The 26,009-nt window shown below is 63.5% G+C and carries 29 protein-coding genes; 9 read left to right on the top strand and 20 right to left on the bottom strand.

Annotated elements, in window-relative coordinates; translation table 11 throughout:
• The first annotated feature begins 14 nt into the window (after nt 1-14).
• The 5 genes from gcvH to K9B37_RS06740 all read left to right on the top strand — a co-directional run bounded on the left by gcvH (nt 15) and on the right by K9B37_RS06740 (nt 4,785).
• Nucleotides 15-389 carry a glycine cleavage system protein GcvH gene (gene gcvH / locus K9B37_RS06760; protein WP_224312311.1) on the top strand — a complete coding sequence of 125 codons (375 nt, stop codon included), beginning with the start codon at nt 15-17 and terminating at the stop codon, nt 387-389.
• A 17-nt stretch (nt 390-406) separates the two neighbouring features.
• Nucleotides 407-880 carry an OsmC family protein gene (locus K9B37_RS06755; RefSeq protein ID WP_224312310.1) on the top strand — a complete coding sequence of 158 codons (474 nt, stop codon included), beginning with the start codon at nt 407-409 and terminating at the stop codon, nt 878-880.
• Between the two features lie 17 nt (nt 881-897).
• Nucleotides 898-2,238: an aminomethyl-transferring glycine dehydrogenase subunit GcvPA gene (gene gcvPA / locus K9B37_RS06750; RefSeq protein ID WP_224312309.1), complete on the top strand. Its 1,341-nt coding sequence runs from the start codon at nt 898-900 to the stop codon at nt 2,236-2,238.
• Nucleotides 2,238-3,806, top strand: a complete 1,569-nt coding sequence (gcvPB, locus tag K9B37_RS06745; RefSeq protein WP_224312308.1) for an aminomethyl-transferring glycine dehydrogenase subunit GcvPB — start codon at nt 2,238-2,240, stop codon at nt 3,804-3,806. The genes gcvPA and gcvPB overlap by 1 nt, the downstream gene beginning before the upstream one ends.
• A gap of 82 nt (nt 3,807-3,888) precedes the next feature.
• Nucleotides 3,889-4,785 carry a HEPN domain-containing protein gene (locus K9B37_RS06740; RefSeq protein WP_224312307.1) on the top strand — a complete coding sequence of 299 codons (897 nt, stop codon included), beginning with the start codon at nt 3,889-3,891 and terminating at the stop codon, nt 4,783-4,785.
• A gap of 213 nt (nt 4,786-4,998) precedes the next feature.
• Here K9B37_RS06740 and K9B37_RS06735 read toward each other — a convergent pair whose 3' ends face one another.
• From K9B37_RS06735 to K9B37_RS06695, 9 genes are all read right to left on the bottom strand, one after another.
• Nucleotides 4,999-5,661 (bottom strand): HAD family hydrolase, encoded by a 663-nt coding sequence (locus K9B37_RS06735; protein WP_224312306.1) that lies wholly within the window; start codon nt 5,659-5,661, stop codon nt 4,999-5,001.
• Nucleotides 5,662-5,727: 66 nt separating this feature from the next.
• Nucleotides 5,728-6,210 (bottom strand): F0F1 ATP synthase subunit B family protein, encoded by a 483-nt coding sequence (locus K9B37_RS06730; RefSeq protein ID WP_224312516.1) that lies wholly within the window; start codon nt 6,208-6,210, stop codon nt 5,728-5,730.
• Nucleotides 6,211-6,226: 16 nt separating this feature from the next.
• Nucleotides 6,227-6,775 carry a F0F1 ATP synthase subunit B family protein gene (locus tag K9B37_RS06725; protein WP_224312305.1) on the bottom strand — a complete coding sequence of 183 codons (549 nt, stop codon included), beginning with the start codon at nt 6,773-6,775 and terminating at the stop codon, nt 6,227-6,229.
• Nucleotides 6,776-6,896: 121 nt separating this feature from the next.
• The gene (locus K9B37_RS06720) at nt 6,897-7,121 is read right to left on the bottom strand and encodes a F0F1 ATP synthase subunit C (RefSeq protein ID WP_009764739.1); all 225 of its coding nucleotides are present in this window, start codon (nt 7,119-7,121) and stop codon (nt 6,897-6,899) included.
• 60 nt (nt 7,122-7,181) lie between these two features.
• Entirely contained in the window at nt 7,182-7,910 is a 729-nt protein-coding gene (locus tag K9B37_RS06715) for a F0F1 ATP synthase subunit A (RefSeq protein ID WP_224312304.1), read from the bottom strand.
• A 57-nt stretch (nt 7,911-7,967) separates the two neighbouring features.
• On the bottom strand, nt 7,968-8,342 hold the full coding sequence (locus K9B37_RS06710) for an AtpZ/AtpI family protein (RefSeq protein ID WP_224312303.1): 375 nt from the start codon (nt 8,340-8,342) through the stop codon (nt 7,968-7,970).
• 209 nt (nt 8,343-8,551) lie between these two features.
• Nucleotides 8,552-12,010 (bottom strand): chromosome segregation SMC family protein, encoded by a 3,459-nt coding sequence (locus K9B37_RS06705; protein ID WP_224312302.1) that lies wholly within the window; start codon nt 12,008-12,010, stop codon nt 8,552-8,554.
• Between the two features lie 45 nt (nt 12,011-12,055).
• Nucleotides 12,056-12,694 (bottom strand): DsbA family protein, encoded by a 639-nt coding sequence (locus K9B37_RS06700; protein ID WP_224312301.1) that lies wholly within the window; start codon nt 12,692-12,694, stop codon nt 12,056-12,058.
• A gap of 72 nt (nt 12,695-12,766) precedes the next feature.
• Nucleotides 12,767-13,282: a DUF721 domain-containing protein gene (locus K9B37_RS06695; RefSeq protein ID WP_224312300.1), complete on the bottom strand. Its 516-nt coding sequence runs from the start codon at nt 13,280-13,282 to the stop codon at nt 12,767-12,769.
• 60 nt (nt 13,283-13,342) lie between these two features.
• On the opposite strand from K9B37_RS06695, the gene mutY reads away from it, so the two are divergent.
• Both mutY and K9B37_RS06685 read left to right on the top strand, forming a co-directional pair.
• Nucleotides 13,343-14,479 carry an A/G-specific adenine glycosylase gene (mutY, locus tag K9B37_RS06690; RefSeq protein ID WP_224312299.1) on the top strand — a complete coding sequence of 379 codons (1,137 nt, stop codon included), beginning with the start codon at nt 13,343-13,345 and terminating at the stop codon, nt 14,477-14,479.
• 54 nt (nt 14,480-14,533) lie between these two features.
• Complete coding sequence (locus K9B37_RS06685) at nt 14,534-15,178, top strand: short chain dehydrogenase (protein ID WP_369414238.1); 645 nt, start codon at nt 14,534-14,536, stop codon at nt 15,176-15,178.
• 11 nt (nt 15,179-15,189) lie between these two features.
• On the opposite strand, the gene K9B37_RS06680 is transcribed toward K9B37_RS06685, so the two are convergent.
• The 5 genes from K9B37_RS06680 to K9B37_RS06660 all read right to left on the bottom strand — a co-directional run bounded on the left by K9B37_RS06680 (nt 15,190) and on the right by K9B37_RS06660 (nt 20,329).
• Nucleotides 15,190-16,098: a LysR family transcriptional regulator gene (locus K9B37_RS06680; RefSeq protein WP_224312297.1), complete on the bottom strand. Its 909-nt coding sequence runs from the start codon at nt 16,096-16,098 to the stop codon at nt 15,190-15,192.
• Between the two features lie 156 nt (nt 16,099-16,254).
• The gene (locus K9B37_RS06675) at nt 16,255-17,004 is read right to left on the bottom strand and encodes a metallophosphoesterase family protein (RefSeq protein ID WP_224312296.1); all 750 of its coding nucleotides are present in this window, start codon (nt 17,002-17,004) and stop codon (nt 16,255-16,257) included.
• 78 nt (nt 17,005-17,082) lie between these two features.
• On the bottom strand, nt 17,083-18,276 hold the full coding sequence (locus K9B37_RS06670) for a site-specific DNA-methyltransferase (RefSeq protein WP_305072134.1): 1,194 nt from the start codon (nt 18,274-18,276) through the stop codon (nt 17,083-17,085).
• A 159-nt stretch (nt 18,277-18,435) separates the two neighbouring features.
• Nucleotides 18,436-19,077 carry a ribonuclease HII gene (gene rnhB, locus K9B37_RS06665; protein WP_224312295.1) on the bottom strand — a complete coding sequence of 214 codons (642 nt, stop codon included), beginning with the start codon at nt 19,075-19,077 and terminating at the stop codon, nt 18,436-18,438.
• 70 nt (nt 19,078-19,147) lie between these two features.
• Nucleotides 19,148-20,329: a PA0069 family radical SAM protein gene (locus tag K9B37_RS06660; RefSeq protein ID WP_439651693.1), complete on the bottom strand. Its 1,182-nt coding sequence runs from the start codon at nt 20,327-20,329 to the stop codon at nt 19,148-19,150.
• A gap of 127 nt (nt 20,330-20,456) precedes the next feature.
• Here K9B37_RS06660 and K9B37_RS06655 point away from each other — a divergent pair, with 127 nt between their 5' ends.
• A complete protein-coding gene (locus K9B37_RS06655; protein WP_369414237.1) occupies nt 20,457-21,011 on the top strand; it encodes a glycosyltransferase family 2 protein in 555 nt (184 codons plus the stop codon).
• Between the two features lie 7 nt (nt 21,012-21,018).
• Here the strand turns inward: K9B37_RS06655 and moaB are convergent, their stop codons facing one another.
• A complete protein-coding gene (gene moaB / locus K9B37_RS06650) occupies nt 21,019-21,573 on the bottom strand; it encodes a molybdenum cofactor biosynthesis protein B (protein WP_224312294.1) in 555 nt (184 codons plus the stop codon).
• A gap of 69 nt (nt 21,574-21,642) precedes the next feature.
• On the opposite strand from moaB, the gene K9B37_RS06645 reads away from it, so the two are divergent.
• The gene (locus K9B37_RS06645) at nt 21,643-22,035 is read left to right on the top strand and encodes a hypothetical protein (protein WP_224312293.1); all 393 of its coding nucleotides are present in this window, start codon (nt 21,643-21,645) and stop codon (nt 22,033-22,035) included.
• Between the two features lie 4 nt (nt 22,036-22,039).
• Here K9B37_RS06645 and ypfJ read toward each other — a convergent pair whose 3' ends face one another.
• The 5 genes from ypfJ to K9B37_RS06620 all read right to left on the bottom strand — a co-directional run bounded on the left by ypfJ (nt 22,040) and on the right by K9B37_RS06620 (nt 25,916).
• A complete protein-coding gene (gene ypfJ / locus K9B37_RS06640; RefSeq protein ID WP_224312292.1) occupies nt 22,040-22,900 on the bottom strand; it encodes a KPN_02809 family neutral zinc metallopeptidase in 861 nt (286 codons plus the stop codon).
• A gap of 88 nt (nt 22,901-22,988) precedes the next feature.
• Nucleotides 22,989-23,828 (bottom strand): uracil-DNA glycosylase, encoded by an 840-nt coding sequence (locus tag K9B37_RS06635; RefSeq protein ID WP_224312291.1) that lies wholly within the window; start codon nt 23,826-23,828, stop codon nt 22,989-22,991.
• A 49-nt stretch (nt 23,829-23,877) separates the two neighbouring features.
• Nucleotides 23,878-24,426: a methylated-DNA--[protein]-cysteine S-methyltransferase gene (locus tag K9B37_RS06630; RefSeq protein ID WP_224312290.1), complete on the bottom strand. Its 549-nt coding sequence runs from the start codon at nt 24,424-24,426 to the stop codon at nt 23,878-23,880.
• Nucleotides 24,427-24,502: 76 nt separating this feature from the next.
• A complete protein-coding gene (locus tag K9B37_RS06625; RefSeq protein WP_224312289.1) occupies nt 24,503-25,636 on the bottom strand; it encodes a transglycosylase domain-containing protein in 1,134 nt (377 codons plus the stop codon).
• The gene (locus K9B37_RS06620; RefSeq protein WP_224312288.1) at nt 25,578-25,916 is read right to left on the bottom strand and encodes a hypothetical protein; all 339 of its coding nucleotides are present in this window, start codon (nt 25,914-25,916) and stop codon (nt 25,578-25,580) included. The genes K9B37_RS06625 and K9B37_RS06620 overlap by 59 nt, the downstream gene beginning before the upstream one ends.
• Between the last annotated feature and the right edge of the window lie 93 nt (nt 25,917-26,009).

Raw genomic sequence — 26,009 nt, 5'->3', positions numbered from 1 at the left:
CAAGGGGGATCACAATGACCACGCGCTATACCAAGGACCACGAATACATCCGCGTCGAGGGCGATGCCGGCACCGTCGGCATTTCCGATTATGCGCAGTCGCAGCTCGGCGACGTCGTGTTCGTGGAGCTGCCGAGCATCGGCAAAAGCCTCTCCAAGGGCGACGAAGCGGCTGTCGTCGAAAGCGTGAAGGCGGCGAGCGAAGTTTACGCTCCGGCTTCCGGCGAGGTGCTCGAGGTCAACTCTTCCCTCGAAGAGACACCCGGCACGGTCAATGAGGACGCAATGGGCCGAGGCTGGTTCATGAAGATCCGCCTCACGAATCCAGCCGAGCTCGACGGTCTGATGACTGAAGAGCAATACCAGGAATTCGTGAAGTCGATTTCCTAACGACGGAGGCTGCGGCCATGGCGCATGAATATACCGCGAAGATCTCCTGGACCCGCGACGGGGCCGTCTTCAGCGACAATCGCTACAGCCGCGGCCACCGCTGGTCCTTCGACGGCGGAATTACCGTACAGGCTTCGTCGGCACCCTCGTCGGTGCCGCTGCCTTACTCGCTGGAAAATGCAGTCGATCCCGAAGAGGCGCTGGTGGCATCGATTTCGAGCTGCCATATGCTCACCTTCCTCTATCTCGCCGCCAAGAAGCGTTTCGTTGTCGATTCCTACGAAGACGACGCACATGGCGTCATGACCAAGAACGACAAGGGCAAACTCTACGTCTCCAAGGTGACCCTCGATCCGAAGATCACCTTTTCGGGAGACAAGGTGCCGACGCCCGCGCAGATCGCCGAACTTCACCATCTTGCTCACCAGGAATGCTTCATCGCCAATTCCGTCCTCGCGGAAGTGGTCGTTGCGGGCATTCCCTCGCATTAACGCGTAAGGTTTTTCTGATGCGCTATCTTCCCCTCTCCGACACCGATCGCGGCGAGATGCTCGCGCGGATCGGGGCCAAGTCGGTCGACGATCTCTTCGCCGACATCCCGAAGGACAAGCTCCTCAAGGCGCCCATCGATCTTCCTCGCCGCAAGGGCGAGATGGAAGTGGAGCGCATCCTTTCCCGCATGTCTGCGAAGAACATGTCGGCCTCGAGCGTTCCGTTCTTCGTCGGCGCCGGTGCCTATAAGCACCACGTGCCCGCGACGGTGGATCACCTGATCCAGCGCTCCGAGTTCCTCACGAGCTACACGCCGTATCAGCCGGAAATCGCACAAGGCACGCTGCAATACCTGTTCGAGTTCCAGACGCAGGTCGCGGCGCTCACGGGCATGGAAGTGGCGAACGCATCCATGTACGATGGCTCCACCGGCACGGGCGAGGCGGTGCTTATGGCGCATCGCGTCACCAAGCGCCGCAAGGCTGTCCTCTCCGGCGGCCTGCACCCGCACTACGTCGACGTGGTCAAGACGCTCTCCGACATGGCGAGCGACGAGGTCGTAACGCTGGTGCCCGACGTGTCCGGCACCGAAGACATCCTGTCCCAGATCGACGACAGCATTTCCTGCGTCGTCGTGCAGACGCCGGACATGTTCGGCAATGTGCGCGACCTGAAGGCCATCGCCGAGAAGGCCCATCAGCACGGTGCGCTCCTGATCGCCGTATTCACGGAGGCCGTGTCTCTCGGGCTTCTGCAATCTCCCGGCAGCCAGGGTGCCGATATCGTCGTCGGCGAAGGCCAGTCCATCGGCAACGCGCTGAACTTCGGCGGGCCTTATGTGGGCCTCTTTGCAGCGAAGTCGAAATATATCCGCCAGATGCCGGGCCGCCTGTGCGGCGAGACCGTGGATGCGGACGGCAATCGCGGTTTCGTGCTGACGCTCTCGACCCGCGAGCAGCATATCCGCCGCGACAAGGCGACTTCGAACATCTGCACCAATTCGGGCCTGTGCACACTCGCCTTCACCATCCACATGTCGCTGCTCGGCGAAGCGGGTCTGACGCGGTTGGCGCGCATCAATCACGCCAATGCGGTGAAGCTCGCCGACCAGCTTTCGGGCGTGAAGGGTGTCGAGGTTCTCAACAAAACCTTCTTCAACGAATTCACCATGAGGCTCGCGAAGCCTGCGGCGGAGATCGTTGAGCGCCTTGCCGAGAAAGGCGTGCTCGGCGGTGTGCCGGTGTCGCGTCTTCTGCCGGGCGCTGGGCTCGACAATCTGCTTCTGGTGGCCTCTACCGAAGTGAACACTGACGATGATCGCGCGGCCTTCGTTGCCGCCTTGAAGGAGGTTCTGTGATGTTGAACCGCCAGGGACGTCCCTCCACCGCCGGCGAGGCCGGCACCACCGAGCATCCGACCTTCACCGGCAACAAGGCGCTGGCGCAGATCGAACCGTTGATCTTCGAGTTCGGCCGCACCGACACGACCGGCGTCGATCTCGACGAGCCGGAAGCTTTCACGCCGCGTCTGGGTGGAATGGAGCGCAAGGATGCCATCGGCCTTCCGGGTCTTTCCGAGCCGGAGACGATGCGCCACTACGTGCGCCTCAGCCAGATGAACTACGGCATCGATACGGGCCTCTTCCCGCTCGGCTCGTGCACGATGAAGCACAATGCGCGCCTCAATGAGCGCATGGCTCGTCTGCCGGGTTTCTCGGACGTGCATCCGCTCCAGCCGGTCTCCACGGTGAAGGGTGCGCTCGAACTCATGAACGAGCTTGCCCGCTATCTCGTGACGCTCACCAACATGACGACCGTCGCGCTCTCGCCGAAGGCTGGTGCCCATGGCGAGCTCTGCGGCATGATGGCGATCAAGGCCGCCATTGAGGCGCGCGGCGAGGGCAAGACGCGCAACGTCGTGCTGGTTCCCGATTCTGCGCATGGAACGAATCCCGCGACCGCTGCGCTGATCGGCTTCGTCGTGAAGCCAGTGCCGGCGCGCGATGATGGCTGGGTGCATGTGGACGACGTGAAGAAGCTGCTCGGGCCGGATGTGGCCGCGATCATGCTGACGAACCCGAACACCTGCGGTCTGTTCGAGAACCAGGTGTCGGAAATCGCCAAGGCGATCCACGATGCGGGCGCCTATTTCTACTGCGACGGCGCCAACTTCAACGCCATCGTCGGCAAGGCGAAGCCGGGCGATCTCGGCGTCGACGCCATGCACATCAACCTGCACAAGACCTTCTCGACGCCGCATGGCGGCGGCGGCCCGGGCTCGGGCCCGGTGGTGCTCTCGGCGCGGCTGGCTCCTTATGCTCCGGTGCCGTTCGTGACGGTGAAGGACGGTGAGCTGACCCTCGTCGAGCATGAGGAAGATGCAGCCGAGACTCCCTTCGGCCGTATGACCGCCTTCCACGGCCAGATGGGCATGTATGTGCGCGCGTTGTCCTACATGCTCTCGCACGGCTCCGACGGCATGAAGCAGGCTTCCGAAGACGCGGTGCTGAACGCCAACTACATCCGCGCTTCGCTCTCGGACCTGTTCTCGCAGCCCTTCGGCGACAAGCCGTGCATGCATGAGGTGCTGTTCGACGATACGTGGCTGAAGGATACCGGCGTCACGACCCTCGATTTCGCCAAGGCGATGATCGACGAAGGCTATCACCCCATGACCATGTATTTCCCGCTGGTCGTGCACGGGGCGATGCTGATCGAGCCGACGGAATCCGAATCGAAGGTGTCGCTGGATCTCTTCATCGCGACGCTGCGCGATCTCGCCTTCGCGGCGAAGAACGGCGATACGGCCCGCTTCACCGGGGCGCCCTATCACGCTCCGTGCCGCCGCCTCGACGAGACCCGCGCCGCGCGCAACCCCGTGCTCAAGTGGACCCCGCCGGCCCCGATCGCCGAAGCGGCTGAGTAAGTCTAGAGGCCCTCTCCCGCGAGGGAGAGGGCTTCCCAAAGGCCGCCGAAAATGATCGAGTGCCTTGGGGAACGAATGTCAGATGCACTCCGATCTTGATCAGTTGCCGGAGAAAAAGCGCCACGATTTGCAACGGGCGCTGGAGGTCCTCTTTTCGCAATTCGAGGAGGCACTCAAGGGCAAGCTGTCGCCTGAGCGCAAGCAAGGCCGCATCCTCAAAGTGATCCTCTACGGCTCGCAGGCACGCGGCAAAGCCGTGCGCGATCCGGCGGGAGGCTACATTTCCGATTACGACCTGCTCGTTGTGGTCAATGGTGAGGAATTCACGGATCCCGATTATTGGGAGGGCGCCGAGGACCGGTTCCTGCGCGAGAGCCTGATCAATCCCATGCGTCACCCGATCCAGTTCATCGTGCACAGCCTATCGGACGTGAACGATCAATTGTCGCGCGGTCGCTACTTCTTCATGGACATCGTGCGCGAGGGCATCGTGCTCTACGAAGCGGAGGGGCATCCCTTCGCCGAGCCGAAGCCGCTCTCGCCGGAGGCGGCACATGAGGAAGCACAGGGGTATTTCGATTATTGGTTTCCGAGTGCCGTTCACTTCCTGGAGCTTGCACATGTCAGCATCAAAAGCGACCAATTGAGAGAGGCCGCGTTCCTTATGCATCAGGCTACGGAGCGACTGTACCATTGCATGCTACTGGTACTGACGCTCTATACGCCGAAGCTCCATAACATCGAAAAACTCCGTAAGGAATGCGAGCGGCTTGACACACGCCTCATTGCGGTGTGGCCGCGCGACACTCGGCAGGCGCGGCGCTTCTTCGAGAAGCTTAGGCGCGCCTATGTGGAGGCGCGCTATTCGAAGCACTATGAGATTACTGCCGAGGAGCTGGCATGGCTCGGCAAGCGCGTCGCTGTGTTGCAGAATATCGTGCGGAGTGTTTGCGAAGAGCGATTGATGGTGTCTCGCTGATCCAATCGTCGAAGCGGCCGGGAGAAATCCTGGCCGCTCCTTTTATGATTTCCGTTGTCATTCCGGGATGCACCGGACGTGCAGGCCCGGAACCCATAGCCACAGAGATTGACAGGAAGGGCGTAGCTTTTGCCGCAGCACACATTCTGAATCGTCGGCGGTTATAGGTTCCGGGCTCCGCTCCGCGGCCCCGGAATGACAGTGAGAGTGCTGTCAGACTGTTTGAGATGAGAACCGGCGCACCATCTCCGGCAGGTCCGCCATCCGCTCCAGAATCACCGGGGCGCCGGCATCCCGTAGCTTGTCCGCATGGGCAGGTCCGCAATGGCCTCCGCCGACGAATCCGATCACCCGCATCCCGGCAGCACAAGCGGCACGCACTCCGGCGGGCGAATCCTCGATCACGAGGCACTGGTCCGGCGCGTAACCTACGCGAGCGGCGGCGTGCAGGAAGAGGTCGGGCGCCGGCTTGCCACGGGCGACTTCAGACGCGCTGAAGACATTCGCGAAGAGATCCGCAAGCCCCGTCACGCGCAGCGACAGGGCGATGCGGTCGTGGGTCGAGGAGGACGCGACGCAGCGCGGATGGGGGAGGGCGAGAATGGCCTCCCGGATGTCTGCAATCGGCTGCAGCTCTGTCTCGAACCGCGTGAACAGCGTCCGGTTGAGGCGCTCGCCGAAATCGTCCGGCAGGCGGCGACCGTGGGCGGCCTCGATGCGAGCCATCATGTCCTTTAAGGAGACGCCGACGAACTGCGTGGTGATCTCCTGGGCCGTATAGGGAAAGCCGAGTTCGGTCAGGAATTCGGCATCGATCCGGCAGGCCAGGGGTTCCGAATCGACGAGAACGCCATCGCAATCGAAGACCAGCAGCATGATATCTCCTCAAATGAAAAAGGCCGCCTTGCGGGCGGCCTTTGATGATGCGGTTCCGGCAAGAGCTTACTGAAGCTTCACGCGGACGTCGTTGAGGCTCTTCTCCACGAGGGAGGCGCCTACCGGGCCGGAAAGCTGATCGCGCAGCACGCGCTCGGACGCCTTCACTGCGGCGTCGACGGCGGCGGCACGCACCTCGGCGGAGGCCTGAGCCTCGGCCTGGGCGATCTTTGCCTCGGCAGAGGCGGTACGGCGCTTCACGAACTCGGCCATCTTCTCCTGAGCTTCCCGAGCGATGCGCTCGGCCTCATCCTTGGCGGTGGAGACGATGTCGGCGGCCTCGCGCTCGGCAGCTTCGCGCTTGGCCTGAAACTCCTTGAGGAGCTTCTCGGCATCCTGCCGCAGGCGCTTGGCCTCGGTGAGCTCGTCCGCGATGCGCTTACCGCGGCTGTCGAGGGAACTCATCACTTTGCCGGGCACGCCGTAATAGAACAGGATGCCCCAGAAAATCACGAAGGCGACGGCAACCCAGAATTCACCACTGGACAGCATGGGGATCTCCTGATCAGGCCTTGGGTTGGTCGAGAGCGGCTTCGATCGCCTGCGGAGCCGGAGCCTTGCCGGTCAGCCGCTCGACGATGGCGGTCGCTGTATCCACGGCGATGCCGCGGACGTTAGTCATGGCCTCCGCCTTTTTCTGGGCGATGACCGCATCCGATTCGGCCAGACGCTTGCCGAGATCGGCTTCGAGAGCCTTGCGCTTGGCTTCCGTCTCGGCGGAGACCTTGGAGCGGGCCTCCTGAGCGAGAGCCTGTGCACGGGCCTTGGCCTCGGACAGCGCCTTCTCGTAGGCGACACCGGCTTCCTCGGCGCGGGATTTCATGGCGGCGGCTTCGTCGAGATCGCCTGCGATGGTCTGGCGACGATGCTCGATGATGCCCGAGAGACGCGGCAGAACCAGTTTGGAAACCAAAACGTAGAGCACCACGAAGGTGATCGTCAGCCAGAGGACCTGGCCTGGGAAATTTTCCGTCTGGAAGGGCGGAAAGCCGACATCTTCGTGAGCGCCACCGGGCGCTTCCGTTGCAGCATGGGTCGTCTGAGCCTGAGCCATGGAGCTGATCCTGACAGGATTGTGTAATCCTAGAAACAATGAATGACGGCGGTGGACCCGCCGTCACCGTTGTCGAAGCGAAGCGCCTGAGCGCTTCGCCCTCCCGATCACCGTTGGAATGTTAGGTGAACAGAAGGACGAGGGCGACGACGAGGCAGAAGATGCCGAGACCTTCTGCGAGCGCGGCGCCGATGAAGGCGCGAGCGAACTGGCCGTCAGCGGCCGACGGGTTGCGCAGGGCACCCGAGAGGAAGTTACCGAAGATGTTGCCGACGCCCATAGCGGCGAGGCCCATGCCGATGCAGGCGAGGCCCGCGCCGAGGAACTTGAAAGCAACCGGATCCATCGTGATCTCCTTGAAAGATTGGTGTTTGACCGGGAGGGAGGGGATTAACTCAGCGCAGACCTAGTGGCCCGGGTGCAGCGCGTCGTTGAGGTAGATGCAGGTCAACACCGTGAAGACGTAGGCCTGCAGAGCGGCGACGAGGAACTCGAGCGCCATGAGAGCGACCGCCATGAAGAGCGGAAGCGGAGCGAGGATCGCCAAGGCCCCGCCCGCACCCAGAAGGGCAGCGACAAAGCCGCCGAAAACCTTCAGCGCGATGTGCCCTGCGAGCATGTTCGCGAAGAGACGCAAGGAGAGCGAAACCGGACGCGAGATGAAGGAAATCAGCTCGATCACGACGATGAACGGCAGGAGCCAGACCGGCACGCCGGAAGGCACGAAGAGGCCGAAGAAATGCGTGCCATGCTTGAGCAGTCCGTAAATGACGACGGTGCCCATCACGAGGATCGCAAGCGAGAAAGTGACGATGACCTGGCTCGTGACCGTGAAGAAGCCCGGGATCATGCCGAGCATGTTGGCCGTGAACACGAACATGAAGAGCGAGAAGACGAGGGGGAAAAACTTCATCCCCTCCTCGCCGGCGGCATCCCTCAGGGTGCCGGCTACGAAATCATGCAGAGTCTCGGCGACCGATTGAGCGCGGCCCGGAACGATGGCGCGCTTGCGGGTTGCGAGCATCAGCCCGCCAACGATAACCGCCACGGCGCCGACCATGAACAGGGAGGAATTGGTGAAGTTGATGACAGGAATGATCGGCTTGATCTGGAATTGCTCAATCGGGCTTGCCATGATCCGCTCTTAAATCGCTCTTACCTGTCGCCATAACTTGGCTGGGATGGGGATGAATCACCGCTTCTCATCATACCGGGCCCCTTTTACAAGGCCCGCCGCTCTCAGGAGATTGAGCATCCCGGCGCAGAAGCCGAGAATGATGCACACGATGAGCCCCCAGGGTGAGATTCCGAACAGATGATCGACGAGCCATCCGACGATCCCGCCGGCCACGACCCCTGAGACGAACTCTGCCGAAAGCCTGAAGGCCTGGCCGAGCGCTTTGGAATCGGACTTCGAACGGGACGGCGCTTCTGTAATCTTGGTTCGCTGTGCGGTCGCTTGATCGAGCCGCGCATCGAGAGATTTCAGCCTCGCTGTCAGGTTAGCATCGTCGGAACTGGTCGGCTCCCGACCGTCTTCACCATTCCGCTTCGTAGGGTCCGCCATGGCGTTCTCCTGTGATAAGCGGTGCGGGAAAGGTCTTGGAATCCCGGCCCCGAAAGCCGCGCGAAACATATGGGGGAGGGTCCCCCCTGTCAAGGACTGTCAAGAAACGGTTAAGTCATTGAATTGTATATTAAAATTGCGACTTAGCAACAGGCTTGCGTGAAAACGGTCACGATTCTGAGGCTGAATGATGGCTGAGCTTGAAACCCTTACGCCGTCTCAAGGATGCGCTCGGCGCTCTGAAGATCGACAGAAACCAGTTGTGAGACGCCTCTTTCCGCCATCGTGACGCCGAAGAGGCGATCCATGCGGGCCATGGTGATCGGGTTGTGGGTGATCACCACGAAACGGGTCTCGGTGCTGCGGGCCATCTCTTCCAGGAGGTCGCAGTAGCGCTCCACATTGGCGTCGTCGAGCGGTGCATCGACCTCGTCGAGAACGCAGATCGGCGAGGGATTCGTGAGGAAGACGGCAAAGATCAGAGCCGTCGCCGTCAGAGCCTGTTCACCACCGGAGAGAAGGGTCATGCTCTGCGGTTTCTTGCCGGGTGGGCGGGCGAGAATCTCCAGGCCGGCTTCGAGCGGATCGTCCGAATCGACCAGCGTCAGCTCCGCCGTGCCGCCGCCGAACAACGTGGTGAAGAGCCGCTGGAAGTGGCCGTTCACAACGTCGAACGCCGCAAGCAGCCGTTCACGACCCTCGCGATTGAGGCTGCCGATGGCGCCGCGAAGCCGTTTGATGGCCTCGACCAGGTCATCCCGCTCGCCGGCGATGCTGCCGTGTTTGGTTTCGAGCTCCACGAGTTCCTCTTCGGCGCGCAGATTGACCGCGCCGAGACGCTCTCGGTCGTTCTTGAGGGAGTGAAGCTTCGATTCGATCTCGTTCTGGCTCGGGAGCTCGATGCCGTCCTTCAGTCCTGCAAGCTCGATGAGTCCCGCCGGCGTGGTATCGAGATTCTCTGCGATGGCGCGGGTAATTTCGGCGAGGCGCTGAATCGCAGCTTCGTGCCGTGCCTGCGAGCCTGCGCGGGCCTCGCGCGCTGCGGACAGGGCTTCGAGGGCCGCACGGGCGGCTCGGTCGGATTCCGCAAGATGAGTTTCGGCATCGGCAAGCCGGTCGGCTGCTTCCTTGCGCTTGCCCTCGGCTTCCTCGACTTCGGCGATGAGCGCGCGCCGGCGCAGGAGATAGGTATCGGGAGCCTCAAGCAGCCGTTGGTGCTCGTCCTGGGCGCGTTCCAGGCGCTCTCCCAGATCCTCAAGAGCCTTGGCGGCCCGAGCCGCCCGTTCGGTCCACAAGCGAATGTCGGAGGCGATCGCCTCCTGCCGGCGGCGGCGGAGCTCAGCCTCGTGGACGAATGATTGCAGGGCAGCGCGCGCCTCGGAGGCCGCCGCGCGGCGCTCGGCAACCCGAGTCCGCTCCTCGAGCAGCCGGTTTTCGAGATCGGGGGCGGGGGCCAGATCCTCGAACGCGGCTTCGGCTTCGCCGGCACGCTCGCGAGCTTCACTCTCGCTTGCCGAAATGCGGCTCAGGCCTTCCTGAAGCGCCGAACGGCGCTGGCCCAGTTCGGCTTCACGCCGCTCCGCATGGGCGAGGCGCGTGCGTGCGGCATCCAGCGCCTGCCGAGTCTGGCGGGCCGATTCGATGGCCTGCATTTCATGGGAGGCTGCCGCGCGGACGGCGTTGAGAGACTCCTCCGCCTCGTGCCGCAGGCGCTCCACGTCCTCTCGGGCCGCGGCCGCCTCGCGCTCGAGGTCGCCGAGGCGGTTCTTCTCGGCAAGCCGCCGGGCGGCCGGGGAGGGGGCTTCCGCCGCTGTGGTAAAGCCGTCCCAGCGCCACAGGTCGCCTTCCTGGGAGACAAGGCGCTGACCGGGCTTCAGGAGTCCGCGCAGACGAAGCCCGTCGGCTTTCGAGACGACACCGATCTGGCGCAGGCGCCGATGCAGGGGCGCGGGAGCCTGAGCGAGATCGGCTAGGGAAAGGATGCCTTCCGGCAGAGCCGGATCATCCGTGCCGGGGCCCGTTTCCGCCCAGTGTGCTGGGGCGGTGGGATTGATGGAGGCGTCGAGATCGTCCCCGAGCGCGGCGCCGAGCGCCGTCTCGTAGCCCTTCTGCACGGTGATCTGGTCGAGAGCCGGAGGCCAAAGGTCGCCAGTCGCGGAGGTGACGAGCTTCGCGAGGGTGCGAGCCTCGGTCTCGAGCCGCTGCGCCTTGCGCTCCGCTTCATTGAGGGGCTGGCGCAGGCGATGCTCCGCTTCGCGAGCGGCGGCAAGGGCTTCGCGGGCGCCGATCACCGCCTCTTCCGCATTCTGCGCGGTTTCTTCGGCAAAAGCGGTGTCTTCGCGGAGAGTATCGATATCCGGACCGTCGTCTACAGGGGCCGCGAGGGCCGCGATGTCCTGCTCGATCCGTTCCCGCTCGGCCGCGAAGCGGGCCGCCCGCTCCATTTCCTCGCGGATCGTCCGCTCGAGAGCTGCCCGACGTGCGTTGAGATCGGAGGTCTGAGCCTGGAGAGCTCCGAGGGAGGCCTCGGCTTCCGCAAGCTCGGCCTCGGCGTTCTGGAGGCGCTCTTCGCTCTCGGCACGGGCGTCGTCCGCGCCGTCCGTGGTCAGGGCAAGCTCGGCTTCCTCGCCCTTGAGGCGCTCGATCGTCGCCTCGGCATCGGTGCGCTGGACGGCCTCGCGGGCAAGGTCCCGGTTCAGGTCGCCGATATGCCGTTCGAGTTCCGTCACGCGCTCCTTGGAGCGACGCTCCTCGGATTCGAGCTCGTTTCGGGCATGAGTCAGTCGCTGCAGAGCGGCGGCGGCCTTGGCCTCGGCTTCGCGGAGGGGCGGGAGAGCATGGGCGGCGATGGCCTGGGCCGTCGCGGACTTGGTCTGCTCCTCGGTCCGGTCTGCGACCGCCTTCAGATCATCGGCCGCCTGCTGCTCCGAGGCAGCCGCCTGCTCGCGGGCTTCGGCAAAGCCGATGGCGTAGAGCAGGGCTTCGAGACGGCGGATTTCAGACGAGAGGTTCTTGTAGCGCGAGGCCTGCCGGCCCTGCCGCTTGAGGCTGTCGACCTGGGTTTCCAGCTCGCGGATCACGTCCTCGACGCGCAGGAGGTTGTCCTCGGCGGCCTTCAGGCGTAGCTCCGCCTCGTGGCGGCGGGCGTGCAGGCCGGCAATGCCGGCGGCATCTTCGAGGATGCGGCGGCGGGCCTGCGGCTTGGCGGAGATGATCTCGCTGATCTGACCTTGCCGCACCAGCGCGGGAGAGCGGGCACCCGTGGCAGCATCGGCGAACAGGATCTGCACGTCGCGGGCGCGCACTTCCTTGCCGTTGATCCGGTAGGTCGAGCCTTCCTCACGCTCGATCTTGCGGGAAATTTCCAAAAGATCCGCATCGTTGAAGGCGGCTGGGGCCGTGCGCTCGACATTGTCGATGGTGAGCATCACCTCGGCCGTGTTCCGGGCCGGACGGCCTCCAGAACCGGAGAAAATGACGTCGTCCATGCCCGAGGCGCGCATGTTCTTGTGGGAATTTTCTCCCATGACCCAGCGCAGGGCCTCGACGAGGTTCGACTTGCCGCAACCGTTCGGCCCGACCACGCCGGTCAGACCCGGCTCGATCAGGAAGTCCATCGGCTCGACAAAGGTCTTGAAGCCGGCAATGCGAAGGCGCGTCAGCTTCATCGACGCGCCTTTCCAGCCCGCCCCGCGGGAGCGGGGTGAGAGAAGTTAGGCTCCCAGCAAGGGCTTGATAATCTGCTCAAGCTCATCGATCGACATGCTTCCAGGATGACGCTGACCATTGATGAAGAAAGTCGGGGTCGAGTCCACCTTGAACTGCTCAATAGCCCGGTTCTTCACCGCATTCACCGCGTCATAAAGTTTCTGGTCCCGCAAGCAAGCGTCAAATTTCTCCTGTGAAAAACCGGCCTGCTTCATAATCTGTCGCAAGGCGTCGAGGGGCTTGTCGACGAAAGCCCAGTTTTTCTGCTGTTCGAAGAGGAGATCGGTGATCGGATAATATTTGTCGTTCCCATCGCAGCGGGAAAGCATGAAGCCCGCGGTCGCCAGGGGATCGAGGGGGAATTCCCGCAGGATGAAGCGGACCTTGCCCGTATCGATATAGCGCTTCTTCAGCTCGGGCCAGGTTTCGCTGTGGAAATGTCCGCAATGGGAGCAGGTGAGCGAGGCATACTCGATGATCGTGACCTTGGCATCTGCCGGGCCGAGGGCGACGTCGCCGAGGGGCCCCTGAACCGCCAGGTCCTGGACCGAGACGTTCTGCGCAAAGGCCGGCAGGCTCGTGGCCATGAAGGCTACCGCTGCGGCAGTGCCGAGAAGCTGAAGCGTTTGGCGCCGGGTGATCATCTGCGAAAAGCTCCGTGAGAGATTACATTCTGCGGTAGAGTGAGACGCGTCGCCTGGCAAGCGTCTCAGCCGTCACGCTTTCGTGCGTGTGCCGCTGCCCGAACCAACGATAGCCTCGCCCAATCGATCCAGGGCGGCTCGCAAAGGCTCTTCCTCGATCGGTCGCGTCGCTGTGGAAAGGCGCTCCCGATCGGCTTCGGTCAGCGGGCGGGGAACTGGCCGGGGCTTCTCGATTCGGCGCACCGGTCCCTGCTTGAGCACCAGTTTCCCGATGCAACGCCAGCCGTAATAGGTGTTCACGCGGTCCATCACGACCGGTGCAAGATGCTGCATTTCCAACGCGAAGGCGCTCTCCACGCGTACCACGAGGGTCGCGGGATCGGGGCGAGCGTCGGGGTCCGCATGGGCGGCCTTCCGCTTCCACTCGATCTTGAGAGGCTGTGTAAATTCAGCTAACCGATCGCCCACGATATCCGGCCATGCGACGATCACATCGGACGAGGCAAAGCCTTGCGCCGCAAGGCTCGGGCCGAGGCATACGTCGAGAAATTCGGCAAGGGGGCGGGGCCTGAGCCTCGGCTGTCGCATGTTGATTTCGATCCAAAAGCCGCGTTGGAATATTCCATCAGGATCGTTATTCCACGACACATGTTAACGCCCGCCTCGCGCGCCACCAAGCCCGACCCCGCAGATCTTCTCACCTGGTACGATCGTCACCGGCGCGATCTGCCCTGGCGCGCGAAGCCGGGCGAGCCGGTCGATCCCTATCGGGTATGGCTGTCGGAGATCATGCTGCAGCAGACCACCGTAGCGGCGGTCCAGCCGTTCTACCGCCGCTTCCTCGAACGCTTCCCTACGGTCTCTGCCCTTGCAGAAGCTCCGGTTGAGGCCGTGATGCAGGCCTGGGCAGGGCTCGGCTATTATTCGCGGGCCCGCAATCTCCATGCCTGCGCCAAGGCTATCGTGGAGAAACATGGCGGCCACTTTCCCGCTACCGAGGCCGAGCTTCTCACATTGAAGGGGATCGGGGCCTATACGGCCGCGGCGGTGGCGGCGATCGCGTTCGACCAGCCAGCCGCGGCCGTAGATGGCAACGTGGAGCGGGTCTTGTCCCGCCTCTTCATGATCGAAGAGCCGCTCCCGAAGGCAAAGCCGTTGATCCGGGAACTCACCCAGGATCTCGTCCCGGTGGAGCGTCCCGGGGACTTCGCCCAGGCTCTCATGGATCTCGGCGCGACCATCTGCACTCCGAAGCGGCCGGCCTGCGCCCTGTGTCCCTGGATGAAGCCGTGCCGCGCGCGGGCCGAGGGCCTGCAGGAGACCTTTCCTCGGAAGATCAGGAAGGAGAGCGGCCAGCTTCGGCGCGGGGCCGCTTTCGTGGTCCTACGCGCCGACGACAGCATTCTTCTGCGGACACGCCCGCCACAGGGGCTTCTCGGCGGTATGGCGGAGGCGCCGACGAGCGCCTGGGAGCCGGATTACGAACCGTCCCGGGCCGTGCTCGATGCCCCCATCGAGGCGCGCTGGCAGCGTCTGCCCGGCGTGGTCCGTCACGTCTTCACGCATTTCCCGCTGGAACTGACGGTGCTTCTCGCCAAGGTCTCGCGAAGCACGCCTGCGCCGGACGACATGCGCTGGACATCCCGCCGCGAACTTCACGAAGAAGCTCTGCCGGGCGTCATGAAGAAGGTCATCGCGCATGCGCTGGGAGACCTGCCCACGCCTCCGACAAAACCGGCACCGACCCGCAGGAAGCGCTCAGCTGCCGAAGGCGAAACTTCCTGAAACTCGCGACCCGTCGTCGATAGGGCGGGGTCCCCGATAGCTACGGCGCCCTATATGTCGCCGCGTGGTCACGACGGTAGCATGGAGGAGGCGGGGATGCGGGTGATCGTTGTCGGAGCGACAGGCACCATCGGTACGGCGGTCGTCGCTGCGCTTGCCGGTCGACATGAGGTGATTTCGGTCTCGCATTCGAAAGGCGAGCGGCGGGTGGACATGGCGTCGCCGACCTCCATCGAACGGTTGTTCAACACGATCGGACCGTTCGATGCGGTTATCAGCACCGCGGGCAGGGCCGCTTTCAAGCCCTTGATGGACCTTACCAATGAGGATTTTCAGCTGAGCCTGTCGAACAAGCTCATGGGACAGGTGAACCTCGTGCGGATCGGCGCGCGATTCATCAACGAGGGCGGTTCGTTTACGCTCACCAGCGGCGTGCTGGCGAGCGAACCGATGCCGGGAAGCGCTGCTGTCAGCCTTGTCAATGCAGGCATCGAAGGATTCGGACGCGCAGCGGCGCTCGAAAAGCCGCGCAACATTCGCGTCAATGTGGTGAGCCCACCATGGGTCAGCGAGACGCTGGCTGCCATGGGACGCGATCCCGCGGGCGGCATGCCGGCGGCGCAGGTTGCGAGGGCCTACGTACACGGCCTCGAAGGTAGCGGTACCGGCGAGGTGATCGATGCGCGAAAATTCGCCTGAGCCGTCCTTCATCACTTCCCGGGAAGATCGCCGATGAGCGCGCGGCGTTCGCGCTTGAACAGGTCGACAAGTGCCGATGACACCTGAGCGATGTTCGCGCGGTTGCGGCCGCGCGGATGGGTGACGAGGTAGATATCCTCGATCATGTCCTCAGGAGGATCCATGACCCGGACGAGTGCAGGATCTGCATCGCCCATCCAGCACGGCAGAACGGCGGCGCCGAGGCCGGCTTTCGTCGCCTGATAGCGGATCGGCACATCGCCGATCCGTGCTGCGATGGGCCGTCCATCGGCGAAACGTGCGATCAGTGCCGCCTGCGTGGAGAGATGCGGATCCTCCGGCGGCACGATGACGGCGGCGACATCGGGCGAACTGGCATAGACCGCGAAAGCGATCCGCCCGATCTTGCGGACCACGAGATCGTCACCCTCGGGCATGCGCCGCATGCGCAGCGCGATATCGGCTTCGCCCGCCGCCAGATCGGCCTTGCGGCGCATGGGGATGTAGGCGATCTCGATCGGCGCGGTTGCCTGAGCGAGGCTTCCCGCATGATGCGACAGGAAGAGAGTCACCGACATGGTGGCGGTGAGCCGCACGGGAGCCGCAGGATCGGGCCTGTAGGCCGCCGCGAGTTTCGGAACGGAGCCTGCTGCTTCGGCCATCGGCGAGGCGGCTTCCAGCACGGCGCGTCCGGCTTCCGTCAGGACGAGGCTGTTCGGGCCGCGCTGAAACAGGTCGACGCCCAGGCATTCCTCGAGGGTGCGCATGCGCCGCGCAATTGTGGGCTGACTCTGGCCGAGCGCCCGGCCGGCGCCATTCATCGATCCATGAGCCACCACGGCCAGAAAGATCTTGAGGTCGTCCCAGGACGGCTCGGCCTCTGCGGCGTTCCGGGTATGGTCGAGAGAAGAAGAATCCATGAAATGAGGTTAAAACCGATCAGGCGGTCGCGCATAGGGGGCACAGGTCCGGTTGAGCTTTCACGCGGCAACCATCATGTGAATCTTCCGGAAACACAGCCCGCCGGTTCCAGGGGAGCGCTATTCATCCATGGGGTGCTAAAGCGCTGGCCTGTCCTAGCTGCGCCGCGGCAGGTGGCCCGTTCTCAGGCCATGAGCCCAATCGGGACGTCCATTGGCCTCGGCACGGGCGGCTGCTTCCTCGAAAGCGTAGGAGATCGTGATCAGATCGACGTCGAAGGTGCCGTCGGCTCCGACGTGAAGCAGCGCATAGCGCGCGTGAGGCGTGCCGGCTTCCGACACGACGGGCGGATCGGCCGAGACATCGACGGCGGGACAGCCGACGCTGCCCGGATTGAGCACGAGCGTGCCGTTCGGCAGCCGCACCAGATCCGTACGATGGCTATGTCCGCACAGCACCGCCTGAGCAGAGATGTCGCCGAGATTCTTCTCGATGGAAGGTGTCGGCCCGCGGACGAGACGGCCGTTCTCGATCGCATCGATCAGGAAAGTGTTGTCGTCGTGCGGCGTGCCGTGGCTTGCGAGAACGCCCGGCACGACCCAGGCCGTTTCCGGCAGATCGCCCAGCCATTTGATCTGCGCCGCATCGAGATCGTCATGGGCGAAACGGTCCGATGGACCCATGTCGTCTGGCCCAAGAGTCGCGAGTTGGCGCTCATGATTGCCGCGGATCGTGATGGCCTCGATGCGATGAAGCCGGTCCATGGTTTCCTTCGGCCAAAGAGGGCCAGAGACGCAGTCGCCGAGATTGACGATGCGGTCGGGTTTGCGTCGATCGAGATCGGCGAGCACGGCGTCGAGCGCCAGGACATTGCCGTGAATATCGGACAGGACGGCGATCTTCATCGCTCAACTCCTCGAATCAAAAATCCCTCGGACGTCGTGTCGTACCGAGGGATCATGACTTGTGCAAAGAGATGCCGGTCAGGCTGCCAGTTCGGCGCGCACCTTGGAGCGGAAATCGTCGATGGAGACGAGCTTGCCGTTGCGCTCCACGTTCCAGAACGTCCAGCCATTGCAGGCAGGAAGGCCCTGAACGAGTGAGCCGATCTTATGGATCGAGCCGACGATGGCGCCGAGCGCCAGTGTGCCATCGGCGCGGACAACCGCCTTGTAACGCCGCCGCTCGTCGACGAGGGTCTCGCCCGCCTTCACATGGCCGCCCTCGATGAGCGACAGGAAAGGCACGCGTACTTCCGCACGCTTTTCCGGCGGAGCTGCAACTGCGACGTCGGAGAGCGTCTCCACCGCGTCGATGCGGGTCCGCGCCGCCTTGGCGTAGACCGGATCGCGTTCGAGGCCGATGAAGTGGCGACCGAGCCTCTTCGCCACCGCGCCCGTCGTGCCGGTGCCGAAGAACGGATCGAGCACCACGTCGCCAGGATTGGAAGAGGAAAGCAGCACGCGGGCGAGAAGCGCTTCGGGCTTCTGAGTCGGGTGAACCTTCCGTCCGTCCTCACCCTTCAGGCGTTCCTCGCCGGTGCAGAGCGGAATGAACCAGTCCGAGCGCATCTGGACGTCTTCGTTGCCGGCCTTCAGCGCATCGTAATGGAAGGTGTAGTTCTTCGCCTCGGCGCTCTTCGAGGCCCAGATCATGGTCTCGTGCGCGTTGGTGAAGCGGCGTCCCTTGAAGTTCGGCATCGGATTGGCCTTGCGCCACACGATGTCGTTGAGGAGCCAGAAATTCAGGTCCTGGAGGGCGACGCCGACCCGGAAGATGTTGTGATACGAACCGATGACCCAGAGCGTCGCGTTCTTTTTCATGACGCGGCGCACGCCGGCGAGCCAGGCGCGAGTGAAGGCATCGTATTCGGAAAAGCTCGAGAACTTGTCCCAGTCATCGTCGACGGCGTCGACGAGGCTCTGGTCCGGGCGCGTCAGCGCCTGTTCGAGCTGCAGGTTGTAGGGCGGATCCGCGAAGACAACGTCCACGCTCTCCGGCGGGAGCTTCTCCAGATTGGCGATGCAATCGCCGAGGAGGATCTCATTGAGGGGAAGAGACGGCAGGACGGATAGGGAGGCTTTACGCCCCATCCGAGGCGCCGGCGCGGCCCGCCCGGTACGCGAGACATCAATCCGGGCGGCGGCGCCGGCGGCCCCGGTACGCGAGGTACCCATGGGTGATCACCGTTTACGCAACTGACAGTCCGGATCATGCGGCGTTAGGGTAAAGACGAAGTTTCCAAATCCGAAAAAAGTCGTCCTATTTTGGGTCGGCAAAATCTGCCTACCCATTGGAAACATTGGGTTTTTAGGTTAATTGTCGTTAACGACCGATCACAGGTCGAACTCATCCCGGCGAAGCGGTGAAAAGCTCATGCGATGGAACGGGCAGGGCCCCTCGCTCGCCAGCACGGAAAGATGCCCTTTGGTGCTGTAGCCCGCATTCGTGGCGAATCCGTAGGCCGGGTAATGGATTCCGAGTTGCGCCATCAGGCGATCCCGCACCACTTTCGCGACGATCGAGGCGGCGGCGATCGAAGCGATCAGCGAATCGCCCTTGATCACGGCTTCCACCGGACAGGGCAGATTCGGCGGATCGTTGCCGTCGACCAGGGCCATGTCGGGCATGCAGGGGAGGGCGGCGAGCGCCCGGCACATGGCGAGGAGCGACGCCTGACGGATGTTGATGCTGTCGATTTCTGCGTGCGAAATCGTCGCGATGCCGACGCGAGCGCGCGCCATGATCTCCGGAAACAGGGCTTCGCGCCTCTGGGCCGTAAGAGCCTTTGAGTCGGCGAGCCCCTCCGGCACGTTCTTGAGATCGAGCACGACTGCAGCCGCGACCACGGGCCCTGCGAGCGGTCCACGCCCGACCTCGTCGAGGCCCGCAATGCAGCGGAAGCCCGTCCGGCGCAGAGCACGCTCGCGCTTGAGGCCGATATCCTTTTTCTGGGGCAAGCGAATCGCTGCGGTCATGATCCGCATCAAAGCGGGAAACGTCGCCTGCCTCCAGATGCGAAAAGCACGCACCGTCCCCGGAGCGCCGCTAGAACAGCGACAGCTGCCCTGTCTCCTTCGCGGGAGGCGCGAACAGGTCCGTGCGCAGCTTCCAGGAGCGCTTGTTGAGGCCGAGGCGCTCGGCTGCGGTCTCGAAGCGGCGGCCGATCATCCAGGCATAGGGGCCGACGCCGGTCTGGCGCACGCCCCATTGCGCATCGTAATCCTTGCCGCCCCGCGCTTCCTGCAGCAGCGAGAAGACGTGGTTCAGCTTGTCGGGATAATGCTCCACGAGCCAGTCGCGCATCAGGTCCTTCAGGTCGTGCGGCAGCCGCAGGAGCACATAGCCCGCATCCTGGGCGCCGGCCGCGTGAGCCGCCTTCAGGATATCCTCGATCTCGTGATCATTGATGGCGGGGATGATCGGCGCGACCAGTACCGTTACGGGAATTCCGGCCTCCGCGAGCTTGCGCACCGTCTCCAGGCGCTTGGCGGGCGAGGCGGCGCGAGGCTCCATGCGGCGCGCGAGCTTCGGATCGAGGGTGGTGATGGAAATCGCCACCTTGGCGAGCTGACGGTCGGCCATGCGGCTCAAGATATCGATGTCGCGGGTGACGAGCGCAGATTTCGTCACGATGCCGACCGGGTGATTCGCCCGGTCCAGCACCTCCAGGATCCCGCGGGTGATGCGGAACCGCCGCTCCACCGGCTGATAAGGATCCGTGTTCGAGCCAAGCGCGATCACCTTCGGCTCGTAGTTCGAAGCGCGCAGCTCCTTTTCCAAAAGATCGGCCGCATTGGGCTTGGCGAAGATCTTGGTTTCGAAATCGAGACCTGAGGACAGGCCCTGAAAGGCATGGGTCGGACGCGCGAAACAATAGGAACAGCCGTGCTCGCAGCCGCGATAAGGATTGATCGAGCGGTCGTAGCCGATATCGGGCGAATCGTTACGGGTGATGATCGTGCGCGGCTTCTCGATGATCACCTCGGTCGGGAGCGGCGGAAGCTCATCCTCGATGTCCCAGCCGTCGTCGAAGCTCTCGCGCATCGCCGGCTCGTAGCGCCCGGTCGGATTCGCGGACGAGCCACGGCCGCGCCGCCTATCGGTATCCACTCGATACGCTGGATCATCCATCCGGCGGCGCGCCGCTTCCGCCGCTTCGATGGGCGAGCGGGTCGTGGGGCGGGACAGGACAGGATCTCGGGGCATTTCCCGGAAGCGGATGGACATGCGGGCCTCTGACGAATCCGGCGAGGAGAACACTCCATGAACAGAGAACAAAAATGGAACGAAATCAAGTCTTCTTCGGGGTAATAGACGTGGTCTTGCTGAGGCATTTCCTTGATTCGGCACCAAGATGCCCTGTCATCAAGCAGGCGACGTTGCCCTCGGAAAACGTTATGCTGTCGCCATGATTACCGTTCTGATCCGCGTCCAGCGTGGGCCCGAGGCCCTTGCCGTCACCTTAAGCGCCCTCGTTCCGGCCGTCGCCGCTGGGCTGGTGGGCGATGCCGTCATCCTCGCCGCAATACAGGATGAAGCCATCGATCGGGTGGCTGATGCCTCAGGTGCAACTCTGGTGGTGAGCGAAGGACGTCCCTGGATTGAGGGCGCGCGGGCCGCCCGGCACGAGTGGCTCCTCTGCCTCGACGATGGCGATGTCCCGCAGGAAGGATGGATCCGGGTGCTCGAACGCTTCGTCGGCCTCGGCGGTCCTGCCGGCGGGCTCGGCCGCCTGCGGCGGCAGGCGGGATGGCGTCACACTGTCTTTGATGGTCTACGCGCTCTGCTCCGTCCTCGCGAGGTGACGGCGGGCGATCTGATACACCGGCGCGTTCTTCTGGAGGGCGCACGCATTCGTGCGCCAATCCGGCTCCCGGCCGCCATCGGGCGCGATCCGGTCTTCGGATAGAGCGGGTTCAGGTCTGGAGCTTGCCGCGTTTCAGGTGCTCGTCGAGGCGAGGCATGATCTCGACGAAGTTGCAGGGCCGATAGCGATAATCGAGCTGCGTCGAGAGGATGCCGTCCCAGGCATCCTTGCACGCGCCCGGTGAACCCGGCAGCACGAACACGAAAGTCGTGCCGATCAGCCCGGCGGTGGCGCGCGACTGGATCGTCGACGTACCGATCTTGTCGAAGCTGATGCGATGAAAGAGCGCCGAGAAGCCGTCCATGCGCTTGTCGAAGAGCGGTTCGATGGTCTCCGGCGTCACGTCGCGGCCGGTGAAGCCGGTGCCGCCGGTCGTGATGATCACATCGATGGCGGGATCATCGCACCAGCTCTTCACCTTTGTCCGGATCGCCTCCGCATCGTCCGGCAGCAGATCGCGGTCACCGAGCCGATGTCCCGCTTTCGTCAGCCGCTCCGCAAGCGTGTCCCCCGACGTGTCGTCCGCCAGCGAACGTGTGTCAGAGACGGTCAGCACCGCGATGGTGAGAGGCACGAAGGGAAGAGTGTCGTCGATGCCGGGCATGGGCAGACCCTTCAAATGATCGATTGAAATAACGTTTCGATTCGAATTTCTTCGCTATGATACTGAGCCATGGTGATTCTGAAGATCCTTACTCGGCTGGTAGTCGTAATAGTCCTGCTATTGGGTGCGGCGCTCTCTTTCTTGATTGGCATCGATCTATTTTACAGATTCCACGGTTCTTTGCCGCCGCTTGCATCTGGCCTTCCCAATACACTTAAAGAGGCTCGCCGCGAATTTGACCGAAGGCTCGATGATGAGTTTCCGACGGGATCGAGTGAGGCAGCTCTCGTTGCGCGGCTTTCCCAAGAAGGATGGGGGAAGACTTTTCAAAAAGGGATAGAGAAGCGCGTCACTTTCAGACGGAAGCAGTCCTTGCTCTTCGCGCAGAAGGTTTCAATCTTCTGGCAAGCGGACACACAGGGCCGAATAGTTGCAATTCGTGGCAGCTATAGTGTGAAATGATAATCTACAACCGGCTCGCCCGGAACGTATCGCACGCTTGGATCTGGCCGGTCTTGAGGCCCGTCGTCAGCCAGCGGACCCGCTGTTCAGAAGAGCCGTGGGTGAAGGAATCCGGCACGACGCGGCCCTGGCTCTGCTGCTGCAGGCGGTCGTCGCCGATAGCCTGCGCCGCATTGATGGCCTTCTCGATGTCGCCTTGCTCCAGCGAATTCCAACGCTCGTTGGAATGGTGCGCCCAGACGCCGGCGAGACAGTCCGCCATCAATTCCACGCGCACCGAGAGCTGGTTGCGTTCCGTTGCGCCGACCTCCTGCTGTCGCGCCTGGACGCGTGGCAGGATATCGAGCTGGTTCTCCACATGGTGGCCGACTTCGTGGGCGATCACGTAGGCATAGGCGAAATCACCGCCGGCACGGAATCGCTGCTGCATTTCCTGGAAGAATGATAGGTCGAGATAGACCGTCTGATCGAGCGGGCAGTAGAACGGCCCCATGGCTGATTGCGCCGCGCCGCAGCCCGAGCGCGTCGCGCCCGAGAATAGCACCAGTTTCGGAGGTTTGTATTGCCGGTTCGCCTGCTGCGGCAGAACCGCCGTCCACACGTCTTCCGTATTGCCGAGAATGGCAGAGGCGAAGCGCCCCATTTCGTCCTGCGGGGTGCCCTGGCGCCCCTGCTGCTGCTGATAACCCGAGTCGCCGCCGGACATCATCTCGGCGCCGCTGATCAGGATCCGCGGATCGATGCCGAGGGCCCAGCCGATCAGGCCGAGCACCACGATGGTGCCGAGACCGAGGCCACCCGCACCGCCCGGAATGCCGCGACGGTCTTCCACATTCGATGAGGTTCGAAAATCTTCCCAGCGCATGGTCCACCTCAGGAGGCTCTGAGCGCCTCGTTCGAGCGTTAAAGCTGGAGCGTAGTGACAGGTTCCCGCAATCGCGGGAAGACCCGTCCTATTCCTTTCCGTCGAGGGCCCGCCGCAGGGCCTGGAAATCCCGCCAGCCGAGCCGCTTCTGTAGCGGCTGACGCAGGAGATAGGCCGGATGCAGCGTCGGCAACGTCCGGATCTCTCGGCCGTCCCCGGTCTTGTAGGTGAACCAGCGTCCGCGGGTCCGCAGGATTCCGTCCTTGATGTCGAGGAGGTTCTGGGCGGCGGGCCCGCCGAGGCAGATCAGGAATTCGGGGCTGGCCAGTTCGATCTGCCGGGCGATGAACGGTTTGCAGATCGCTACTTCCTGCGGCGTCGGCGTGCGGTTGCCCGGCGGCCGCCACGGCACGATGTTCGCGACATAGACCTGGGTGCGATCAAGGCCGACGGCGGCGAGCATGCGATCGAGCAGCTGGCCGGAGCGGCCCATGAACGGCTTGCCGATCCGGTCCTCGTCCGCGCCCGGAGCCTCTCCGACGAGCATCACGCGCCCTTCCGGATTGCCATCCGAGAACGCGAGGTTCTTGGCGCTGAACTTGAGCGCGCAGCCTTCGAAGCGCGCAAGCAGCCCTTCCAATTCCTCCAGCGACTTGGCGCCATGTGCCAGTTCGCGGGCGAGATGCGCCGCATCCTCCGGTGTGCCTGCAGCGGCCATGGGCAAGGCTCGCGCAGGCGTTGCCGGAACCGGGGCTTGGCGAGGAGATTCCGCCCGGGGCTCCAATGCCGGCCGCTCAGACGGTCTTTGCGGAGCCGGCTCTGCGAAACGGTCGTGCGGGGCCTCGTCGAGGGCAAGATCCACCCCCGCTTCGACATGGAAGTCGAGGAGCGCCTGCAGGGCCTCGCGATCGGGGGGCGTGTCGGACATGCACTCTATTTAGTCGTCCCGACAGCTGTGGACAACTCGGCGACGCGTGTTACGAGGCCCAATCGAACAGCGTTGGCGTGTCGTCGCGCCGGGCGCCTTCGATCTCAAGGATACGGCGCTTCGTCATTGTGCCGCCGCCCGCCGAAAAACCCCCGAGCTTGCCGTCAGCCCCGACGACCCGGTGGCAGGGCACGATGATCGCGAAAGGATTGCGCCCGAGCGCCTGGCCGATCTGCCGCGGATCGTCGATTCCGAGCCGGGACGCGATCTCCCCATAGGTCAGGACCCGGCCGGGCGGAATCGTGCGGGCGACCTCGTAGACACGGCGATGCTGTTCGGGCACGCCCTCCATGTCGAGAACGGCGGCGGTGAGATCGCGGCGCTCGCCCTGAAGAAGGGCGACGATGTCCGCGATGACCGTCCGGATCATCTCCGGTGGCTCGATTTCCTTCGCGTTCGGGAAACGACTGGCGAGGCGGCTTCGAGTCCGGGACGGTTCCACTTCCGGCAATTGTAGGCTGACGATCCCGCGCTCTCTCCAGGCAAGCCCGCAAGTGCCGATCGGCGTGTCAAAGAGCGTGAAGGCATATGCCGTCATGATCGTTGCTCCTGTCCGGCGGCTGTTCGATCCATCATGGACCAGACAATATCGCGATCAATCCGTTTTCTGCCCCTCAATTCGTAGCGACCAGCGGCTCTTCTGCCGCCAGATACGCCGCCGAGGTTGTGATCAGTCCGTCATCCGCCATGCGGGCGAGCACCCAGTCGCGCCGGTCCTTCGCCCGTTCACGGTTTTCCGCCAAATCGAGCCGATAGGTATTGGGAGCCTTTGGAAGCGCCGCCAGATAGGCCGCTTCCGCGAGAGTCAGATCCGCGACCGGCTTGCCGAAGTAGGACTTGGCTGCCGCCGCGATGCCATAGGCGTTCCCGCCGAAATAGATCTGATTGAGATAGATCTCGGATATCTGACCCTTCGTCAGGCTCCGCTCGATCCGCCGGGCCAGGATGATTTCCTTCACCTTGCGCTCCAGGGACCGAGGCTGTCCGGGCAGGAGCACGTTCTTCGCAACCTGCTGGCTGATGGTGCTGCCTCCTGCGGGATCGGCGCCGAAGGTAATGAGGTTATGCAAAGCCGCCCGCAGGACCGCGCGGGTGCTGACGCCGCCATGATCGTAGAAATCCTGATCCTCGGCCGCCAGGAAGGCCTTGACCACGTGAGGCGGGATGGCCTCGAGCGGCACGAAGTTTCGGCGGATGATCGGCTGCCCGGAGATGTCGCGTCGCACCGTCTCCGGCGGACGATAACCCGCGAGCGCTGCGGCATCGGGAAGATCCCGCCCATAGGACCAGAAAAGAGCGCCGATCCCGAGCCCTCCTGCAAAGATGAACGCGACAGCGGTGGTGGTACCCGTCACGAGGAGACGCCGCAATCGTCCGGTCGCGGCCTCATAGGGAACTGCCAGAAGGTTCGCAGGTATTGCGAAGGCCCGCGAAAGCTTCTCGATCATATCGGCAGACAGCCGACGCTTTCGACTCAGAACCTCCGAGGCGCGCGACCGCGAACCCAGAGCGTCCGCCACATCCTTCTGGCTCTTGTTCTGCGCCCGCATGGCAAGATGGAGGAGGTCGATAGGATCCGCAGGCACCGCGTTGCCCTGCCGGGCTTCGAAGGCGGCGACCAGGGCGGCCAGGACCTCGAGCCGTTCCTCGTCCTGCGACCCTGGGGCAGCTTTCATGAGCGTCCCGATCTCATGCAGGGCTTGCTCGTAATCCGCCTGGGTTCTGATTGGTCGTACGCTGACGCTCATCGGCGGTCGCTCCTTGCGGGGAAATGGATTGCACGGCCAGGATCTGGATGAGGCCAAGCGCGAAATTCGCCTGAAACAGAACCTCGCAGCCTTCCGGGTCCAGGGCGATGCTGAATCCCTCCCGGTTCCGGCGCATGATGCCGGACCATTGCCGCAGCATCGCGTCCGAGTCGGCACAGTCGGCAGTCGACAGGAGAGCCTGGAGCGCCCGCAACGTCGCCTCCGCGTCGGGATGGTAGCTCCAGTACGATTCCAGTTTCGAAAGTCCGATCACCAGCATGGTCCATTCATATCTGTTCCCAAATTTGGGAGCAAGTATTTTCAACATGTAAATGGATTTCGATGAGGTCTTTCGGCATCGACGCAAGAAGGG

The sequence above is a fragment of the Microvirga puerhi genome (assembly GCF_020089865.1).
Taxonomy (GTDB): Bacteria; Pseudomonadota; Alphaproteobacteria; order Rhizobiales; family Beijerinckiaceae; genus Microvirga; species Microvirga puerhi.
Note: the sequence above shows the minus strand (reverse complement) of the source record. Positions and strands in the feature narration are given on the sequence as shown.

What these genes read in the sequence shown, in the direction of transcription:
- gcvH (WP_224312311.1), top strand. Translation starts at nt 15, where the DNA reads ATGACCACGCGCTATACCAAGGACCACGAATACATCCGCGTCGAGGGC.
- K9B37_RS06725 (WP_224312305.1), bottom strand. Translation starts at nt 6,775, where the DNA reads ATGGCTCAGGCTCAGACGACCCATGCTGCAACGGAAGCGCCCGGTGGC.
- gcvPB (WP_224312308.1), top strand. Translation starts at nt 2,238, where the DNA reads ATGTTGAACCGCCAGGGACGTCCCTCCACCGCCGGCGAGGCCGGCACC.
- mutY (WP_224312299.1), top strand. Translation starts at nt 13,343, where the DNA reads ATGTTAACGCCCGCCTCGCGCGCCACCAAGCCCGACCCCGCAGATCTT.
- K9B37_RS06705 (WP_224312302.1), bottom strand. Translation starts at nt 12,010, where the DNA reads ATGAAGCTGACGCGCCTTCGCATTGCCGGCTTCAAGACCTTTGTCGAG.
- K9B37_RS06675 (WP_224312296.1), bottom strand. Translation starts at nt 17,004, where the DNA reads ATGAAGATCGCCGTCCTGTCCGATATTCACGGCAATGTCCTGGCGCTC.
- K9B37_RS06645 (WP_224312293.1), top strand. Translation starts at nt 21,643, where the DNA reads ATGGTGATTCTGAAGATCCTTACTCGGCTGGTAGTCGTAATAGTCCTG.
- K9B37_RS06620 (WP_224312288.1), bottom strand. Translation starts at nt 25,916, where the DNA reads ATGCTGGTGATCGGACTTTCGAAACTGGAATCGTACTGGAGCTACCAT.
- K9B37_RS06625 (WP_224312289.1), bottom strand. Translation starts at nt 25,636, where the DNA reads ATGAGCGTCAGCGTACGACCAATCAGAACCCAGGCGGATTACGAGCAA.
- K9B37_RS06735 (WP_224312306.1), bottom strand. Translation starts at nt 5,661, where the DNA reads ATGCTGCTGGTCTTCGATTGCGATGGCGTTCTCGTCGATTCGGAACCC.
- rnhB (WP_224312295.1), bottom strand. Translation starts at nt 19,077, where the DNA reads ATGACCGCAGCGATTCGCTTGCCCCAGAAAAAGGATATCGGCCTCAAG.
- K9B37_RS06695 (WP_224312300.1), bottom strand. Translation starts at nt 13,282, where the DNA reads ATGCGACAGCCGAGGCTCAGGCCCCGCCCCCTTGCCGAATTTCTCGAC.
- K9B37_RS06755 (WP_224312310.1), top strand. Translation starts at nt 407, where the DNA reads ATGGCGCATGAATATACCGCGAAGATCTCCTGGACCCGCGACGGGGCC.
- K9B37_RS06710 (WP_224312303.1), bottom strand. Translation starts at nt 8,342, where the DNA reads ATGGCGGACCCTACGAAGCGGAATGGTGAAGACGGTCGGGAGCCGACC.
- K9B37_RS06670 (WP_305072134.1), bottom strand. Translation starts at nt 18,276, where the DNA reads ATGGGTACCTCGCGTACCGGGGCCGCCGGCGCCGCCGCCCGGATTGAT.
- K9B37_RS06700 (WP_224312301.1), bottom strand. Translation starts at nt 12,694, where the DNA reads ATGATCACCCGGCGCCAAACGCTTCAGCTTCTCGGCACTGCCGCAGCG.
- K9B37_RS06680 (WP_224312297.1), bottom strand. Translation starts at nt 16,098, where the DNA reads ATGGATTCTTCTTCTCTCGACCATACCCGGAACGCCGCAGAGGCCGAG.
- K9B37_RS06720 (WP_009764739.1), bottom strand. Translation starts at nt 7,121, where the DNA reads ATGGATCCGGTTGCTTTCAAGTTCCTCGGCGCGGGCCTCGCCTGCATC.
- K9B37_RS06740 (WP_224312307.1), top strand. Translation starts at nt 3,889, where the DNA reads ATGCACTCCGATCTTGATCAGTTGCCGGAGAAAAAGCGCCACGATTTG.
- ypfJ (WP_224312292.1), bottom strand. Translation starts at nt 22,900, where the DNA reads ATGCGCTGGGAAGATTTTCGAACCTCATCGAATGTGGAAGACCGTCGC.
- gcvPA (WP_224312309.1), top strand. Translation starts at nt 898, where the DNA reads ATGCGCTATCTTCCCCTCTCCGACACCGATCGCGGCGAGATGCTCGCG.
- K9B37_RS06715 (WP_224312304.1), bottom strand. Translation starts at nt 7,910, where the DNA reads ATGGCAAGCCCGATTGAGCAATTCCAGATCAAGCCGATCATTCCTGTC.
- K9B37_RS06660 (WP_439651693.1), bottom strand. Translation starts at nt 20,329, where the DNA reads ATGTCCATCCGCTTCCGGGAAATGCCCCGAGATCCTGTCCTGTCCCGC.
- K9B37_RS06635 (WP_224312291.1), bottom strand. Translation starts at nt 23,828, where the DNA reads ATGTCCGACACGCCCCCCGATCGCGAGGCCCTGCAGGCGCTCCTCGAC.
- K9B37_RS06685 (WP_369414238.1), top strand. Translation starts at nt 14,534, where the DNA reads ATGTCGCCGCGTGGTCACGACGGTAGCATGGAGGAGGCGGGGATGCGG.
- moaB (WP_224312294.1), bottom strand. Translation starts at nt 21,573, where the DNA reads ATGCCCGGCATCGACGACACTCTTCCCTTCGTGCCTCTCACCATCGCG.
- K9B37_RS06655 (WP_369414237.1), top strand. Translation starts at nt 20,457, where the DNA reads ATGCCCTGTCATCAAGCAGGCGACGTTGCCCTCGGAAAACGTTATGCT.
- K9B37_RS06630 (WP_224312290.1), bottom strand. Translation starts at nt 24,426, where the DNA reads ATGACGGCATATGCCTTCACGCTCTTTGACACGCCGATCGGCACTTGC.